The sequence below is a fragment of the Micromonospora sp. CNZ296 genome (assembly GCF_007827635.1).
This window is the reverse complement of sequence record NZ_VISW01000007.1, coordinates 89,039-105,051: the sequence shown is the minus strand read 5'-3', so window position 1 is coordinate 105,051 and position 16,013 is coordinate 89,039. Positions and strand designations below refer to the sequence as shown.

Here is a 16,013-nt window from a genome sequence, read left to right as displayed (position 1 = left end):
CGGATGAGCAACCCCCTGCCCGACCCGTTCGCCGACCGGCCCGACTGGGCGCCGCTGCCGCCCCGGCCGGTGGAGACCGTGCCCGCCACCGGCGGCACCGAGCTGCGCGGCCGCCGCGTGCTCGTCGGCCTGCCCGGCCTCGGCTGGCGTGGCGACCTGCGGGCCGACGAGCGGGTGGTGCAGGGCAGCCGCACCTACGTACCGGTGATCCCGGAACACGAGTGGTACCGGGCCGAGGCCGAGCAGGTGGAGGTGTTCGCGCCGCTGGTACCTGTGGAACGGGTCTGGGTGGAGACCATCGGCGAGCGGCGGCCGGCTGCCGGGGCGAGCGCCCCGGGTCTCCGGCTGGTCTCGCTGGACGTGCCGGAACGCCGGCCACCCACGCCGGTGTTCGAGGCCGACGCGGTGACCGGGCGGCGCGTGGTGCACGTGGACAACGGCGTGGAACGACGCGACCTGCGTGCCGTCACCGAGACCTACTCCGGCGCGGACGGCGACATCTGCGTGCGGGTGGCCCCGGAACTGGAGTGGTACCGATGGGCCTGGCGCGGCCAGGCGCCGACCACGTTGGAGGTGCCGGTACACCTCCTCTGGCTGGAGTAACCGCCTCAAGCAGCACGTTGTGCCGAGCAAACGCCCCAACCGTCTTGGTTCTTCGTCTCAAAAACCCAAGTCTGGCGATCACTCTGGCGAATCTCATCCACAACTGCGGAGATCACCAGATCCACTCGCACCTGAGCCTTGTTCCCCGCCTGCTCGACGCTGAGGTTCTCCCAGCTCACGGAGATCGTCGTGTTGAACCGTTGCTCCCGAGTGACGAGGTCATCACGAAGTGATCGCAAATCATCTAGGTCGACGTCGTTGCGGCACTCGAACTCCGCGGCCTTGACGTCATTGCGTTGGTCGACTGAGTACTGGATGTAACTCGCGACGACAACCTCGGGAGAGCCACGGTCCGGGGCGGTCGCGCGGTCGTACAGCACGAACCCGACCAAACCGCCCACGGTGCAGAGCACCGCCAGCACCCCCGCGACGACAGCGAGCACTGTGCGCACCGGACGCTTGGGGCGTACCGGGGCGGGAGCGGGCGCGAGGGGCGCCAACTGCTCCGGCGGGGTCCGCTGCGCCGGTACTCGGGACACCTGGGAACCGGCGGGGGGCTGCACTGATTCCACCTCCTGAGGCTATCGGCTGCGCGTCGCGTACCCAATGCCTGGAACCGGCGGATCGTGGCGAACCGCCGGGCGGACGCCGACCGGCGGCGGGGTGAGGCTGCTCACCGCCGACCAGCTCACCGCGCCGACCGACATCCCGGTGGACGGCCGCCGCCTGGGTTACCGTCACACCTCGGGGAGGACATGTCGGCCTCGGAAAGAGAGGTGGACGCGGTGGCGACTCCGAAGGCGCGCGCCGGCCGGGCCGCCGCGCTGCACCGCCGGGCCGAGGCCGCCGCGACGGCGGCGGCGGGCATCCTCGACGAGATCCGGCCCGCGCCGGCCGACCACCACCGGCAGTACGAGCTGGCCGAGCGCCTGCGGGCGGCTGCAGAAGTAGCTGCGCCGGGTTGGGCCGGCGGGCCGCTGGAGTCGCTGAGCGCGACGACGCCTCCCGGTGACGGCCTGCCGCCGCTGGTCCGGGTGGGCACCGCGGCGCCGCTCGACGACGCCCGCTTCCCCGCGCTGGTGCCGTTGCTCGGCAGCGGCCATGTGAGCCTCGACGCCGACGCCTCCGACGCCCGGGTGGCCGGGCTGCTCCGCGCGCTGCTGCTGCGCGTGTTCGCCGCGACCCCGGCGGGCGCGCTGCTGGCCCGCGCGGTCGACGACGGTTCCGGTGCGACGTTCGCCGGGTACGCGCCGCTCGCCGACGCCGGCCTGCTGCCACCGCCCGCCACCGACCTCGCCGGGATGCGTGCGGTGCTGGCCGAGGCGGAGCAGTGGGTGGCGGCCGGAACGGCCCGGCAGCGCGGGCACGACCGGACGCTGCTGCTCGTGGTGGCCGCGCTGCCCGACGGTACGACCACCGCCGACCTGGACCGGCTCGCCGGACTGGCCGAGGGCGGGCCGCGCGCCGGGCTGCATCTGGTGCTCGCCGGCTGGCCGGACGGCAGTCCGCTGCCGCGCGCCACCCCGGTCACGGTCCGCACCGCGTACGCGCTGGTCGGCGACCCGCCCGGTGCCGGCTTCAGCAGTCCCGGCGCCGAGCCGCCGGTCGGCTTGAACTCGCCCGTGTTCCTCGACGAGGATCCGCCCGCCGATCTGGTCGCGGACGTGTGCGCGCGGTTGGCCCGGCAGATCGAGGACGGCTCCCGCCTCTCGCTGCGTGACCTGCTGCCGGCCGACGGCTTCTGGACGGCCGGCTCGGCCGACGGACTGAGCACCACTGTGGGTGACGCCGCCGGGCGCCCGGTCAGCCTGGGCTTCACCGAGCTGACGCCGCACTGGCTGGTGAGCGGCCGGGGTCAGGCGGGCCGGTCGGCGTTCCTGACCGACGCACTGTTCGGCCTCGCCGCCCGGTACGGCCCGGACGAGCTGGCGCTCTACCTCGCCGACCTGGCCGACGGCGAGTCGTTCGTGGAGTTCCTCCAGACCGAGCGGGACCGTTCCTGGGTGCCGCAGGTGCGCGCCACCGGGATGGCGGCCGACCGGGAGTACGTGGCCGACCTGTTCGGCGAGCTGGAGGCGGAGCTGCGCCGCCGCGAGGAGGCGTCCCGGCGGGCCGGTGGGCAGCGCTACGCCGAGCTGCGCCAGCACCAGCCGCTCCCACGCATCGTCTGCGTGGTCGACAACTTCCCGCTGGCGCTGCGCGAGCGGGACCGGCTCGCCGCCGACCTGCTGGCCCGGCTGGACGCGCTCGCCCGCGCCGGCCGGTCGTACGGGATCCACCTGGTGCTGGCCGGCGAGGGTGACCTGGGCATCGGCGGCCCTCGTGACCCGCTGCTCGGCCAGTTCCCGGTGCGGGTGGCGCTGCCCGGCGGCTCGGCGGTGCTGGAACCGGCGAATGACTCGGCGGCCGGGCTGCCGGTGGGCAGCGCGGTGGTGAACACAGCGGGTGGCCTGGGCGGTCCGCGCGGCGCGACCCGGGGGCACGAGCGGATGATCCGTTTCCCGGATCCGTACGAGGATCCCGCGGTCCTGACCGACCTGCGGCGACGGCTCTGGGAGGCGCGGGGCGAGTCGGCTACCCCGCCGGTGGTCTTCGCCGGGTACGCCCGCCCGCTGCTCGCCAACGATCCGCGGCACCGGGCCGCGCTCGCCGGCCGGGCCCACGCGCCCGCCGCGTTGCTGGGCCGGGCGGTGGACGTGCGGCGGTCCACCGTGACGGTGCCGCTGGGGCCGGGCGCGGGGCGGAACCTGGCTGTCCTGGGGCGGGACGAGGAGGCCGAGCGGCTGCTGGTCACGGCGGTACGCAGTGCGGCGGCAGCGCATCCGGGCGCGGCCCGGTTCGTGCTGGCGCCGCTGGCGAACGGCTCGGCCGAGCCGGCCGGGGTGCTCGCCGCCGAGCTGGCCGGACGCCACCGGGTGGAGACCGTCGACGCGGCCGGGTTGCGGACCGCCATGGAGTCGGATGAGCCGGGCTACCTGGTGGTGTTCGGGCTGGACGTGCCGGACGCCACCGAGCTGCCGCCCGACCTGCTGCGGACGCTGCTGCTGGAAGGCCCGCCCGCCGGCCGGCACCTGCTCGGCTGGTGGCGGACACCGGCTCCGCTGGCCGGACTGCTCGGCCCGGAGGGCGAGGTGGACAAGCTCACCGCCGTGGCGGTCACCGACGTTCCGGGCGGCCGGCTGGAGCAGCTCTTCGACCGCCCGGTCTGGTGGCGGCCCCGGCCGGGACGCGCGGTGCTCTGGGACGGCCCGGACGAGCAGGGCACGGTCTTCGTGCCGTTCGGCACGGCCGAAGTGGCGACCGCGCGGGTCGAGCCGGACCCTCAGGCGACTGACCGAACCGGGGAGGGGGCCGCATGAGCGAGACCGGCACGGCCGTACCGGGGCCCCGCGCGGGTGGCCCGACCACCGTGGCGGACCCCGCCGAGTCGGCCTGGGCGGAGTACGTCGCTGCCGCGCGGGCGCTCGACGGCGTACGCCGGGCGGCGGCCACCGCTGCCGGGGAGCAGGCACGGTCGGTGGCCGCGGCCCGCGAGGAGCTGACAGCGGTACGCGAACGACTGGCGCCGCAGCAGTCCCGGCTGCGTGATCTGGGCGTACCGGCGATGTCGCTGGTCCCGACGCCGCCGGAGGTGACCGAGGCGGCCCGGTCGATGGCGGGTGGGCCGTCGGCGGTGCTGGCGGTGCTGCGCGCGGCCGGGGACTGGGCGGACGCGGCGGACGACACGCTGAGTGCGCGTGGCCTGCCGCGGCTGGCCCGGTGGCCGGCCCGGCCGCGCAACCTGCTGGTGTACGGGCCGCTGGCGCTCGTGGTGCCGCTGCTCCAGTTGCTGCTGTACGCGGTCGCCGGTCCGGGGCCGGTGACGGTGCTGGCGCTGCTCGTGGGGCTGCCGCTGCCGGCTGTCGCGTTCATGCTGGGCTGGCTCGCGGTGGGGCGTGTCTTCCGCCCGCGGCCCACCGACCGGGTGGACCGGACACCCCGCTTCGGCGCCCTGGTCTGTCTGGTCCCGGCGGTGCTCACCGCCGCCGGCCTGCTGCTCGCCATGCTGCCCGACTGACGACGGCCGCGCCCTCCCGGGCGGGAGTACGCGGCCGTCGATGTCGGTCGGGAGTCAGCGGGCCATGATCAGCGCCATCGCCTCGGCCCGCGACTTTGCGTCGTTCTGGAGGCCCCCGCGCACGGCGGACGTGATGGTCTTCGCGCCGGACTTCTGGATGCCGCGCATCGCCATGCACATGTGCTCGCACTCCAGCACCACGATCACGCCGCGCGGGGCGAGGCTGGACATCAGCAGGTCGGCGATCTGCGAGGTCAGCCGCTCCTGCACCTGCGGCCGGCGGGCGAACACCTCGACCAGCCGGGCCAGCTTGGACAGGCCGGTGATCCGGCCGTCCGGGCCGGGGATGTAGCCGATGTGCGCGCTGCCCCGGAACGGCAGCAGGTGGTGCTCGCAGAGGCTCATCACGTCGATGTCCCGGACGAGCACCAGCTCCTCGTGGTTGGCCTCGAACGTGGTGCGGAGCACCTGCGCGGGGTCGACCCGCAGACCGGCGAAGAGTTCGGCGTACGCGCGGGCGACCCGGGCGGGCGTCTGCTGGAGGCCGTCACGGTCCGGGTCCTCGCCGACAGCGATGAGGATCTCGCGGACCGCCTTCTCGATCCGGGCGAGGTCGACGCTGTCCTCCACCGGGCCACCGGTGAGCTTGCCGCTGATCAGGCGCGCGGCCACGTAGTCGAGCGCGTCGTCCCCGTCGGGCTCGGTCGCGGAGACGGCCGACTCCCTGTGGTGGGAGCCGGCCGTCGTCGGATCGCTGTTCAGTGCGTACCGTCCGAGTTGTTGCTGGAACCACCGATCGAGGCGGCGGCGTCGGCGCGGGACTGCGCCGCCAGCGCCTCCTTCTCGGCCGGCGTGAGCACCGGCGGCTCGGTGGAGGGCAGACGCTTGCCGAAGCCGTGGTACGGCGCCATCGGCGGGCGCTTGACCACCCGCGCGCAGATCCGGGCCATGTCGGCGGTGGAGAGCGTCTCCTTCTCCATCAGCTCCAGGACCATGTTGTCCAGGACGTCCCGGTATTCCACCAGGATCTCCCAGGCCTCGTCGTGGGCCAGCTCGATCAGCGCGCGCATCTCGCCGTCGATCTCGGCGGCCACCGCGTCGGAGTAGTCCCGCTCATGGCCCATGTTGCGGCCGAGGAACGGCTCGTCGCCGCTGGTGCCGTACTTGATCGCACCGAGCTTGGAGCTCATGCCGTACTGCGTGATCATCGCGCGGGCCAGCTGCGTGGCCTTCTCGATGTCGTTGCCGGCGCCGGTGGTCGGCTCGTGGAAGACCAGTTCCTCGGCCGCCCGGCCACCCAGCGCGTACGCCAAGGTGTCGATCATCTCGGCCCGGGTCTGGGTGTACTTGTCCTCCGTCGGGAGGACGAGCGTGTGACCCAGCGAGCGACCCCGGGACAGGATGGTCACCTTGTGCACCGGCGCGGCGTGCGGCAGCGCCCAGGCGACCAGCGCGTGCCCACCCTCGTGGTACGCGGTGATCTTCTTCTCCTGGTCGCTCATCACCCGGGTCCGGCGCTGCGGGCCGGCGATCACCCGGTCGATCGACTCCTCCAGGGAGTCGTTGGTGATCGCCCGCTGCTCCTTACGAGCGGTGAGCAGCGCGGCCTCGTTGATCACGTTGGCCAGGTCGGCGCCGCTGAAGCCCGGGGTACGCCGGGCGACCGCGTCGAGGTCGACGTCGGGCGTGAACGGCTTGCCCTTGGCGTGCACCCGCAGGATGGCCTTGCGGCCCTCCATGTCGGGGGCGTCGACCGGGATCTGCCTGTCGAACCGGCCCGGGCGCAGCAGCGCCGGGTCGAGGATGTCCGGACGGTTGGTGGCGGCGATCAGGATGACGCCGCCCTTGGTGTCGAAGCCGTCCATCTCGACAAGCAGCTGGTTGAGCGTCTGCTCCCGCTCGTCGTGACCGCCGCCCATGCCGGCGCCACGGTGGCGGCCGACCGCGTCGATCTCGTCGACGAAGACGATCGCCGGGGCGTTCGACTTGGCCTGCTCGAACAGGTCGCGGACGCGGCTGGCGCCGACACCGACGAACATCTCGACGAAGTCGGAGCCGGAGATGGAGTAGAAGGGCACCCCGGCCTCGCCGGCGACCGCGCGGGCCAGCAGCGTCTTACCGGTACCGGGCGGGCCGAACAGCAGCACGCCCTTCGGGATCTTGGCGCCCAGGGCCTGGTATTTCGCCGGGTTCTGCAGGAAGTCCTTGATCTCGTGCAGTTCCTCGACGGCCTCGTCCGCACCCGCGACATCAGCGAAGGTGGTCTTCGGCGTGTCCTTGGTGATCATCTTCGCCTTGGACTTGCCGAAGTTGAGCACCCGGGAGCCGCCGCCCTGCATCTGCGACATGAAGAACAGCAGCAGGAGCACGAGCAACGCGATGGGAAGCAGGTTGACCAGCAGGCTGACCCAGATGCTGTCCGACGACACCTTGGTGTCGACCGGGCCGGTGATGCGGTCCGCCGCCTCGGCCTCGCGTACCTGGTTCCAGACCTGGCCGCCGACCTCGTACGGGAACTGCGCCTCGATCTTGTCAGTGGTGGTGTCGCCGTCGAACTTGGCCTTGTCCTTCAGGTCGAGCTGGAGCGTCTGCTCCTTGTCCTGGAAGACGACCTTCTCGATGCCACCCTTGTTGAGCTGGTCGAGCGCGACGGACGTGTCCACCCGGTGGTAGCTGGGACCAGCGGTGAACAGTTGACTGAGCACAACGGCGCCGAGGATGACCAGGATGATCCAGACCACCGGTCGGCGGAAGAAACGCGTACGTTCCATGCTGTAGTCGGGTGCCGAGGCGCCCGCATCCTCCTGATCGACGTCCTGACCGTCTGAATGGTGTCGCCGCCTTGAGCGGCGGCCGGGGCCGCCGTGCGGGCCGGCCCGACCCCCGGGGCACGCAAACTGCCGCACCACGGTCATTCGACGGTACACCGTACGCGCGACGAGTGAGCTTGCGAGCCCGGCACTTACGCGTAGGGCGAACCCGGGTTTGAGCCGGCGTGGCGGGGAGCTCCCACCCGGCCCGCCCACACCGCACGGTCACGCGGTTCGAGGGGCCGGGCGTGGAGGGTGCCTCCACGTCACCGGTCCCTACCGTAGACCGGAAGACTGAGAGCCCGCTGAATGTCAGCTGACGAAGGGCTCGGCAAAGCCTCAGGCCCGCGCGTACACCTCGGGCTTGAGCACCCCGACGTAGGGCACCTCGCGGTACCGCTCGCCGAAGTCGAGCCCGTAGCCCACGACGAACTCGGTGGGGATGTCGAACCCGACGTACTTGACCGGGACCTGCACCTTGACCGCGTCCGGCTTGCGGAACAGCGCGACCACCTCGACGCTCGCCGCGGAGCGCGACTCCAGGTAGCGCAGCAGCCAGGACAGCGTCAGGCCGGAGTCGACGATGTCCTCGACGACCACCACGTGGCGGCCGGCGATGTCCCGGTCCAGGTCCTTGAGGATGCGGACCACGCCGGACGAGGTGGTGCCCTGGCCGTAGGACGAGACGGCCATGAACTCCAGCTCGGCGGGCGGGCCCTGGCGGCCCAGCGCACGGGCGAAGTCGGCCATGAACATGACCGCTCCCTTGAGCACACACACGAGCAGCAGGCCGTCCTCGACGTGGGCGTAGTCCGCCGAGACCTGCTTGGCCAGCTCCGCGGTCTTGTCGCGGATCTGCGCCTCCGAGATGATCACGTGGTCGATGTCGGCGTCGTACCAGGAGCCGTCAGCCATGCTCCTAGCCTGCCGTACGCCCCCGCGCCGCCGTCGGCGGGGCCGCCCCTTTTGGCGCGGTCCCGCCGGGGATTTTCGGCGCGAACTGAATAAATCACCTCAGCAGGTACGGGAGCGCCAGCGCTGCCCGTCGTCGCTCGGCTTCCAGTCGGCCGAGTCGCGGGTGTCGGCGGTGAACCCGAAGGCGCTGGCGCCGACGAGAAGGAGCAGGAAGAGCAGGAGCAGCAGAACGGTCATGGCGGCGCTCGCTTTCGCATGGTTGAGACTGTTTTCGCCGCCGGTGCGCACCGGACACCATTGATTCTGCGGGCCACCGACCGATCCGGACAGTGGCAGGAATGTCATCGGGCATCGATTTCCTGCCACCTGTCGGGTTACCCTCGTCACATGCTCCGCTCGGTCGCCGTCATCGCCATGGACCACGTCGCCGCCTTCGAACTCGGCGTGCTCGCCGAGGTCTTCGGCACCGACCGCACCGCCGACGGCTTCCCCGGATACCGGTTCGACGTCTGCACCGCCGACGGCGGCGCGGTCCGCAGCCGCTCCGGGTTCCTGCTCACCCCCACCGCCGGCTTGGGCCCGGTCGAGGACGCCGACCTGGTGGCGGTCCCCGCGCACGCCGACGGCACCCCGGTCCCCGAGCCGGTGCTCGCCGCGCTGCGCCGCGCCGCCGACCGGGGCGCCTGGCTGCTCAGCGTCTGCGCCGGCGCGTTCGTCCTCGGCGAGGCGGGCGTACTAGACGGGCGCGACTGCACCACCCACTGGCGGTACACCGACGAACTCCAGCAGCGCTTCCCGGCCGCCCGGGTCCAGTGCGACTCGCTCTACGTGCAGGACGACCGGCTGCTCACCAGCGCAGGCACCGCCGCCGGCATCGACGCCTGCCTGCATCTGGTACGCCAGGAGCACGGCTCCGCGGTGGCGACCCGGCTGGCCCGCCGGATGGTGGTGCCGCCGCACCGCGACGGCGGCCAGTCGCAGTACGTCGAGGCGCCGATCCCCAAGGCGCCGGAGGCACCCACGCTGGAACCGGTGCTGGAATGGTTGATGGGACACCTGCGGCGACAGGTGACAGTGGACGAGCTGGCGGCGCGCGCCGGGATGGCCCCACGTACGTTCGCCCGCAGGTTCCGCGCCGAGACCGGCACCACCCCGCACGACTGGGTGACCAACCAGCGGGTGCTGCTGGCCCGGCACCTGCTGGAGGACACGTCACTGAGCGTGGAGGGCGTCGCCGAGCAGGCCGGTTTCGGCGACGCGGCAGCGCTGCGGCACCACTTCACCCGCCGGGTGGGCACCACCCCGCTCGCCTACCGCACCACCTTCCGAGACCGCCAGACCACCTGACCCGCCCACACCGCCGGCGCCTCTGGAGCGGTGATCAAGGAGTTTGCGGGCTGGGGAGGGCCGGAACGTGACCAAAAAGCCTTGATCAACGGGGGCAAGGGGGGGCCGTCCGCTCGGGTCAGGGCAGGAGGTGACCCGCGTGGCGGCGTACCTGGTGGTTGCCGGGTAGGTGCACCGGGCCCTGTCCGCGCCACGCCGTGACCAGGGCGTCCAGCGCGGCCACGTGCCTGTGGGACAGCGCGGCCGGCGCGGCGCCCAGCTCGCGGGCCCAGGTGTGCAGCACCCGGGTACGGACGGCGGCCGGCAACTCGGCGAGCCCGGCTACGGACAGCCCGCCCTCCCTGGTCCGGGCGTCGGCGAGCGCGGCGTCGGCGAGCGCGTCGAGCGCGGCGTTGTCGGCCGCGAGCAGTCCGGCGGTCCGGGCCAGGTTCGCCACCACTCCCGGCCCGAGCGCGTCGACGAGTGCCGGCAGCGCGTCGGTCCGGACCCGCGCCCGGGCGTACGCGGGGTCGGCGTTGTGCGGGTCCGCCCATGGGTCGAGCCCGAGCGCTTCGCAGGCGGCCCGGGTGTCGGCGCGCGGGACGTCGAGCAGTGGGCGCAGCAGGGGTACCCCGTCGACGTCGCGCCGCTCCGGCATCCCGGACAGCCCGCGCGGTCCGGCGCCCCGGGCCAGCGCCAGCAGGACTGTCTCGGCCTGCTCGTCGCGCGTGTGCCCGAGCAGCACACCGACTGCGTCGAACCGGTGGGCGGCCGCGATCAGCGCCTCGTACCGGGCCTCGCGGGCGGCCGCCTCCGGACCGCCGGGCCGGCCGTCCACGCGTACCGGAAGCACCTCGACCGGGTCGAGCCCTTCGGCGCGGGCCCAGTCGGCGACCGCCTCGGCCCGTTCCGCCGACCCGGCTTGCAGGCCGTGGTCGACCGTCACCAGGCCGGCCTGCCGTCCGAGCCGGGGGGCCACGAACGCGGTGGCGGCGGCGAGCGCGAGCGAGTCGGCCCCGCCGGAGCAGGCCACCAGCACCGGGCCGCCGCCGGGCAGGCCGGTCAGCACCCGGCGGACGGCGAGCCGCACGGCGGCGACGGCGGGAGCGGGCGACGGCGAGCGGCGCGACCGGGCGCCGGAATCCGCCCGGCCCGCGGAAGAAGCCGGACCGAGCGGACCAGCCGAACCGGCCGGATCAGCCGACTGGCGGGGTGGCACCGGCGGGCCCGTGTACGCGTGACACCCAGGCGTCCGGGTCGCCCAGCTCGTCCAGGCGGGGCAGCGTCAGCGGGGACGAGAAGATCTTGTTGAAGCCCTGCATGCCCACCCGGTCGACGACGCCGTGCACGAACTTGCGGCCCTCGGCGTACTGGCGCATCTTGACCTCGATGCCGAGCAGCCGCCGGATCGCCTTCTCCAGCGGGTTGCCGGACTCGCGGCGGCGGTTGAACGCCGCCCGGATCGACTCGACGCTGGGGATGACCTGCGGGCCGACGCCGTCCATCACGAACTCGGCGTGGCCCTCCAGCAGTGTCATCAGCGCGGTCAGCCGGTCCAGCACCGCGCGCTGCGCCGGGGTCTGCACGATGTCCAGCACGCTGGCCCGGCTCTCCGGGTCCTTGACCGCGTCGGAGAGCGTCGCCACGCCGCGGCGGAGCCGTTCCAGCAGGTGCTCGCCGCCCTGGGAGGCGTCCACGAACGCCTGCACCTCGCCGAGGAAGTACGCGCGCATCCACGGCACGGCGGTGAACTGGGTGCGGTGGGTCACCTCGTGCAGGCACACCCAGAGCCGGAAGTCACGCGAGTCGGCGCCGAGCTTCCGCTCGACCTCCAGGATGTTCGGGGCCACCAGCAGCAGCTGGCCGGGGTCGCCGGCGAAGACCTCGTACTGGCCGAGCACGCGGCCGGAGAGGTAAGCCAGCACGGTGCCGGCCTGCACACCCGTGACCCGGGAGCCGATCGCCTCGGTGAGCGCGCCCGGCCGCTTGTCCCCGGAGAGACGCTCGACCAGCGGGGAGACCACCTCACGCAGCCCGGCGATGTTCGCCGCCGCCCAGTCCCGGCGGTCGACCACGCGTACCGGCGGGTGCGCGACCTGCGCACGCAGGCCGGTGTAGTCGGCGACGTGACCGGCCGCCTCCTCGGTCAGCCGGCGCAGGTCGCCGACCACGTCGGTGGCCTCGGCGTACGACACCCGGGGGCCCGACTTGCTCAGCGCCCCCGCTGTCGCGGCGGCCAGATCCCAGTCCACGAACTGCGCCATGAACCCACCGTACCCGCGCCGGAACACCCCCACCCGGGCTCGCGCCGGCCTATCGACGCCCGTCGGTCAGCGGCAGCCGCACCCGGCCAGCGCGGAGCTGATCCGGTCCAGCGCCGCCCGGGTGTCGTCCAGCGAGCCCTGGGTCCGGTCGGTGAGCACGGCGAACGTGAGCAGCCGGCCGTCGGCTGTGGTCACCGTGCCGGCGATCGCGTTGACGCCGCTCAGCGTGCCGGTCTTGGCCCGGACGACACCCGCTCCGGCGCGGGTCGCCGCCGCGCGGTAGCGCTCGTCGAGCGTGCCGGACCAGCCGCCGACCGGCAGTCCGCCGAAGATCGCGGCGAGTTCGGGGTGGCTGCCGTTGCCGGCGAGCGTGATCAGGTCGGTGAGCAGCGAGGGGCTGATCCGGTTGGTGCGGGACAGCCCGCTGCCGTCGGCCAGGCTGATCTCGCCGGCGGGCAGGCCCAGCTCGCCGAGCACCTGGTCGGTGGCGGCCGCGCCGCCGGCGAACGAGCCGGGCTTGCCCTTGGCGAGCGCCACCTGGCGGGCCATCGCCTCGGCGATCACGTTGTCGCTGTCGCTGATCATGATGTCGACCAGCCGGATCATCGGCAGTGATTCGACCTTTCCGAGCTCGGCGCCGGGGGCCGTACCCGTGGCGCCGGACGCGCCCGGCGCGGTGCCCCGGGTCACCTGGGCGGCGCCGCCGGTCAGGCCGAGCAGCTTGGCGAACTGCCGGCCGGCGGTCAGGTCGGGCTGCGGCACCCGCTCGGCGGCGTGATTGGTCTGCTCGGCGGTACGCCGCGCCTCAGCCGCGTTCTTCCGGGCGCCGTCGGTCATCAACGCGGTGATCGCCGCGCCGAAACCGCCGGTGGGGATGTCGGCGTCCCAGCCGGGCTCGAAGACCGGGCCGCTGAACAGCGACGAGTCGACGATCACCTTGGTCGGCGCGGTGCCACCGAGCGCGTCGCGCACCTGGGCGGCGAGGTCGTCCAGCCGGGCCGCGCCCGGGTAGAAGCCGTTCTTGTCCACGGCGAGCGTGGGGTCACCGCCGCCGACCAGGACCACCTCGCCCGGGTTCGCCCCGGCCACCGCGCGGGTCGGGATCCGGTAGGCCGGGCCGCGTGCGGCGAGCACCGCCACGCCGGTCGCCAGCTTGGTCACCGAGGCGGGCACGGTGGGCGTGTCCTGGCCGGTGCCGTAGAGCGCCTGGCCGGTGCTCACGTCGGCCACCGACACGTGCACCCGGTCGCCGAGCGCGGCGGCGCGGACCAGCGGGTCCAGCGCGGATCGGATACCGGCCTCGGTGGGCAGCGGGGCGTTGCCGTCCGGCCCGGCCAGCACGGCCTGCGGGGAGGGCTCGGGCGGCGCGGCGACCGCCGTACCCGTGCTGTCGTCGTCGCCCAGCCACCCGGCGACCGGGCCGGGGCGCAGCACGGCGAGCCCGGCCACCGCCAGGGCCAGCACGAGCACGCAGGCGAGCGCCGCGACGAGCCGCCGGCCGCGTCGCGGCCGGCCCGGGGGCGGCCCTGAGGGTACGGGCGGCGCGGCGCCGACCGGCGGGACCGGCGGGCTGACCGGGATCGAGTCCGGCGCGCCGGGCCAGTTCAGCGGAGCCGTCGGGTCGTGGGACGGGCCGACGCGGGCCGAGCCGCTCGCCGGGCCGGAGCCGTGGTGCGGCGGGCCGACGCGGGCGGACCCGGTGGCCGGAGCCGGACGATGGGGGACGTTCGCACCAGGGACGGACACCCGCCCGGTGGCCCCGCCGGAACCGGAACCGGCGGACCCGCGCCCGTCAACCCTCTCGGGGCGGTAGTGTGAATCTTCCCTCCCCACGGCCCCCTCCTCCCCGCTCGAAATCGCCTTGGGCGACACTACTTCGGTCCGAACACTATGCGGCGGCCGGAGCCGACGGGGGGCGTTCACCCCGCGCCGGGGGTGAGCCGCTGGTTGCCGTTAGCCAGCGTGGGCAAACGAGGGAGCGTGGAAGATGGATTTCGACGTCACGGTTGAGATCCCCAAGGGTCACCGGAACAAGTACGAGGTAGACCACGCGACCGGCCGCATCCGGCTGGACCGCACCCTCTTCACCTCCACGCAGTACCCGGCCGACTACGGGTTCATCGAGGGCACCCTGGGCGAGGACGGCGACCCGCTGGACGCGCTGGTGCTGGTGCCGGAGCCGACGTTCCCGGGCTGCCTGATCCGCTGCCGCACCATCGGCATGTTCCGGATGACGGACGAGAAGGGCGGCGACGACAAGGTCCTCTGCGTGCCCTACGAGGACCCGCGTCAGGAGCACCTGCGCGACATCCACCACCTGGGCGAGTTCGACCGGCTGGAGATCCAGCACTTCTTCGAGGTCTACAAGGACCTGGAGCCGGGCAAGTCGGTCGAGGGCGCGACCTGGGTGGGCCGGGTCGAGGCCGAGGCGGAGATCGCCGCGTCGTACCGGCGCGCCAAGGAGGCCGAGGAGCGCGGCGAGACGCTGCACTGACGCTCACGCTTTCGCCGGAGGCCCGGGTCGCGCTTCGCGACCCGGGCCTTGCGCGTGTTCAGGCGAGCAGGTCGCGGGCCCGGTCGTAGAGGTCGAGCACCGCGCAGGCCACCGGCACGACCGCGACCACGAGCGCGGTGTCGGTCAGGTCGGCCAGCCGGCCGAGGTACGGGGAGACCGGGCGCCGGGCGTACGTGGCGCCGGCGGTGACGGCCGTGAGTGCCAGGGCCAGCCCGCCCACTGTCAGCGCCAGGCGGCCACCGGGACCGGCCCGCTCCGCCAGCACCACGCCGAGCAGGGCGAACCCGGCCAGCCCGGCGACGACAGCGGGCACCCGGTGCCGTACCGCCACGAACAGGCGGGAGCGCAGCAGCAGCACCCCGCAGGCGACGGCGGCGAGCAGCAGCCCGGCGGTCCGGCCGACGGAGACGAGCACCGCGACCGCGCCGACCGCGAGCACCGCGTGGCCGAGCAGCATCCCGGTGAGCACCTCCTCGGCGCGGGCCACCGCCGCGTGCACCCGGCCCCGGTCCGGCAGGTCCCGGGTGCCGGCCGGGCTGGGCAGGGTGAGCGGCGGCAGCGGCAGCTTGCCGACCCGGATGGCCAGCAACGGCAGCCCGCCGAGCGCGAACACCAGCACGGCGAGCAGGACCGCGGCGGTGCCGTCCGGGTCGAGCAGCAGCCCGCCGAGCGCGGCCGCCACGCCTGCCACGCCGACGGTCACCCCGGCCACGGAGACGCGGGACCGGCTGGCCACGCCGAGCAGGCCGAGCACCGCCACCAGCAGCAGCGCCACCGAGCCGACCAGCAGTTCGGGGGCGCCGACCCAGCGCAGGCCGGGGATCGGGCCGACCGGGTCGCCCGAGGTGACCGCCAGCGCACCGGCCGCCGCGGCCCAGGGCAGCGCGTACCCGCCGAGCGTGGCGCCGACCGGGCCGTCCCCGTACGCCCGGGACGCCGCGGTGGCGGTGAGCACCAGGATCAGGGCGACCGCCGCGGCGACCGGCCAGCCGCGCGCGCCCGGCCCGCCCGCGACCACGGCGACCAGGCCGACCGCCAGGGGTACGGCGGCACCGGCGAGCGCCGCGGCCCGGGTGGCCCGGCCCGACCAGGCGGCACCCCGGCGCCGGGCGCCGTCCACGATCGCCTCGACCACGTCGTCGTACTCCAGTTCGGGCCACTGCGCGCGGGCCGGCACCAGGTGCAGCACCTCGCCGTCGCGCACTCCTTGCGGCAGCAGCGCCTGGGCGGTGGCGAGCACCGCCCCGTCGGTCCGGCGCAGCACCCACCCGCCGTGCCGTTCCCCGTCGTCGGCCAGCCCCTCACCGGCGTGCCGGAGCACCTCGGGCAACAGCTCGGCCAGGGGCACCTGCTCCGGGAGGGCCACGTCGACCCGCCGCCTGGGCGCGCTGATCGTGACCCGGGCGAGCCCGCTTGTCATCGAGGCATCTCCATATCGAGCGGAGGGAGTGGGCTGACGGACGAGAGGACTTTACCTACGATGAGCCAGGCTCGGGTTACCCAGAGCCACTTCCGGGGAGGGT

The 16,013-nt window shown here is 74.0% G+C and carries 14 protein-coding genes; 5 read left to right on the top strand and 9 right to left on the bottom strand.

All coding sequences use genetic code 11. The features are described from left to right. Positions 1-3: 3 nt before the first annotated feature. Positions 4-603 (top strand): hypothetical protein, encoded by a 600-nt coding sequence (locus tag FB455_RS13910; RefSeq protein ID WP_047892064.1) that lies wholly within the window; start codon positions 4-6, stop codon positions 601-603. Between the two features lie 5 nt (positions 604-608). Here the strand turns inward: FB455_RS13910 and FB455_RS13905 are convergent, their stop codons facing one another. Continuing rightward, complete coding sequence (locus tag FB455_RS13905; protein WP_145753739.1) at positions 609-1,166, bottom strand: hypothetical protein; 558 nt, start codon at positions 1,164-1,166, stop codon at positions 609-611. A 213-nt stretch (positions 1,167-1,379) separates the two neighbouring features. On the opposite strand from FB455_RS13905, the gene FB455_RS13900 reads away from it, so the two are divergent. Both FB455_RS13900 and FB455_RS13895 read left to right on the top strand, forming a co-directional pair. Further along, positions 1,380-3,962 (top strand): FtsK/SpoIIIE domain-containing protein, encoded by a 2,583-nt coding sequence (locus FB455_RS13900; protein ID WP_186466404.1) that lies wholly within the window; start codon positions 1,380-1,382, stop codon positions 3,960-3,962. Next, positions 3,959-4,660: a hypothetical protein gene (locus FB455_RS13895; protein WP_091330635.1), complete on the top strand. Its 702-nt coding sequence runs from the start codon at positions 3,959-3,961 to the stop codon at positions 4,658-4,660. Before FB455_RS13900 ends, FB455_RS13895 begins: the two co-directional genes overlap by 4 nt. Before the next feature lie 54 nt (positions 4,661-4,714). Here the strand turns inward: FB455_RS13895 and folE are convergent, their stop codons facing one another. From folE to FB455_RS34275, 4 genes are all read right to left on the bottom strand, one after another. Continuing rightward, positions 4,715-5,332: a GTP cyclohydrolase I FolE gene (gene folE, locus FB455_RS13890; protein ID WP_013288986.1), complete on the bottom strand. Its 618-nt coding sequence runs from the start codon at positions 5,330-5,332 to the stop codon at positions 4,715-4,717. An 86-nt stretch (positions 5,333-5,418) separates the two neighbouring features. Next, positions 5,419-7,431: an ATP-dependent zinc metalloprotease FtsH gene (gene ftsH, locus FB455_RS13885; RefSeq protein ID WP_013288987.1), complete on the bottom strand. Its 2,013-nt coding sequence runs from the start codon at positions 7,429-7,431 to the stop codon at positions 5,419-5,421. Positions 7,432-7,809: 378 nt separating this feature from the next. Next, entirely contained in the window at positions 7,810-8,385 is a 576-nt protein-coding gene (gene hpt, locus FB455_RS13880; protein ID WP_013288988.1) for a hypoxanthine phosphoribosyltransferase, read from the bottom strand. 99 nt (positions 8,386-8,484) lie between these two features. Further along, positions 8,485-8,622: a hypothetical protein gene (locus tag FB455_RS34275; RefSeq protein WP_018786602.1), complete on the bottom strand. Its 138-nt coding sequence runs from the start codon at positions 8,620-8,622 to the stop codon at positions 8,485-8,487. 150 nt (positions 8,623-8,772) lie between these two features. Between FB455_RS34275 and FB455_RS13875 the strand changes: the two genes are divergently transcribed. Continuing rightward, the gene (locus tag FB455_RS13875; RefSeq protein ID WP_013474994.1) at positions 8,773-9,732 is read left to right on the top strand and encodes a GlxA family transcriptional regulator; all 960 of its coding nucleotides are present in this window, start codon (positions 8,773-8,775) and stop codon (positions 9,730-9,732) included. 118 nt (positions 9,733-9,850) lie between these two features. Here FB455_RS13875 and tilS read toward each other — a convergent pair whose 3' ends face one another. The 3 genes from tilS to dacB form a co-directional block, all read right to left on the bottom strand. Beyond that, positions 9,851-10,801, bottom strand: coding sequence for a tRNA lysidine(34) synthetase TilS (tilS, locus tag FB455_RS13870; protein ID WP_030273744.1), 951 nt, complete (start codon positions 10,799-10,801; stop codon positions 9,851-9,853). A 106-nt stretch (positions 10,802-10,907) separates the two neighbouring features. Then, positions 10,908-11,975: a zinc-dependent metalloprotease gene (locus FB455_RS13865; protein WP_013288992.1), complete on the bottom strand. Its 1,068-nt coding sequence runs from the start codon at positions 11,973-11,975 to the stop codon at positions 10,908-10,910. 66 nt (positions 11,976-12,041) lie between these two features. Then, positions 12,042-13,445, bottom strand: coding sequence for a D-alanyl-D-alanine carboxypeptidase/D-alanyl-D-alanine endopeptidase (gene dacB, locus FB455_RS13860; protein ID WP_186466403.1), 1,404 nt, complete (start codon positions 13,443-13,445; stop codon positions 12,042-12,044). A 517-nt stretch (positions 13,446-13,962) separates the two neighbouring features. On the opposite strand from dacB, the gene FB455_RS13855 reads away from it, so the two are divergent. After that, positions 13,963-14,469, top strand: coding sequence for an inorganic diphosphatase (locus tag FB455_RS13855; protein ID WP_013288994.1), 507 nt, complete (start codon positions 13,963-13,965; stop codon positions 14,467-14,469). Positions 14,470-14,527: 58 nt separating this feature from the next. On the opposite strand, the gene eccD is transcribed toward FB455_RS13855, so the two are convergent. Then, positions 14,528-15,910, bottom strand: coding sequence for a type VII secretion integral membrane protein EccD (gene eccD, locus FB455_RS13850; protein ID WP_013474990.1), 1,383 nt, complete (start codon positions 15,908-15,910; stop codon positions 14,528-14,530). Between the last annotated feature and the right edge of the window lie 103 nt (positions 15,911-16,013).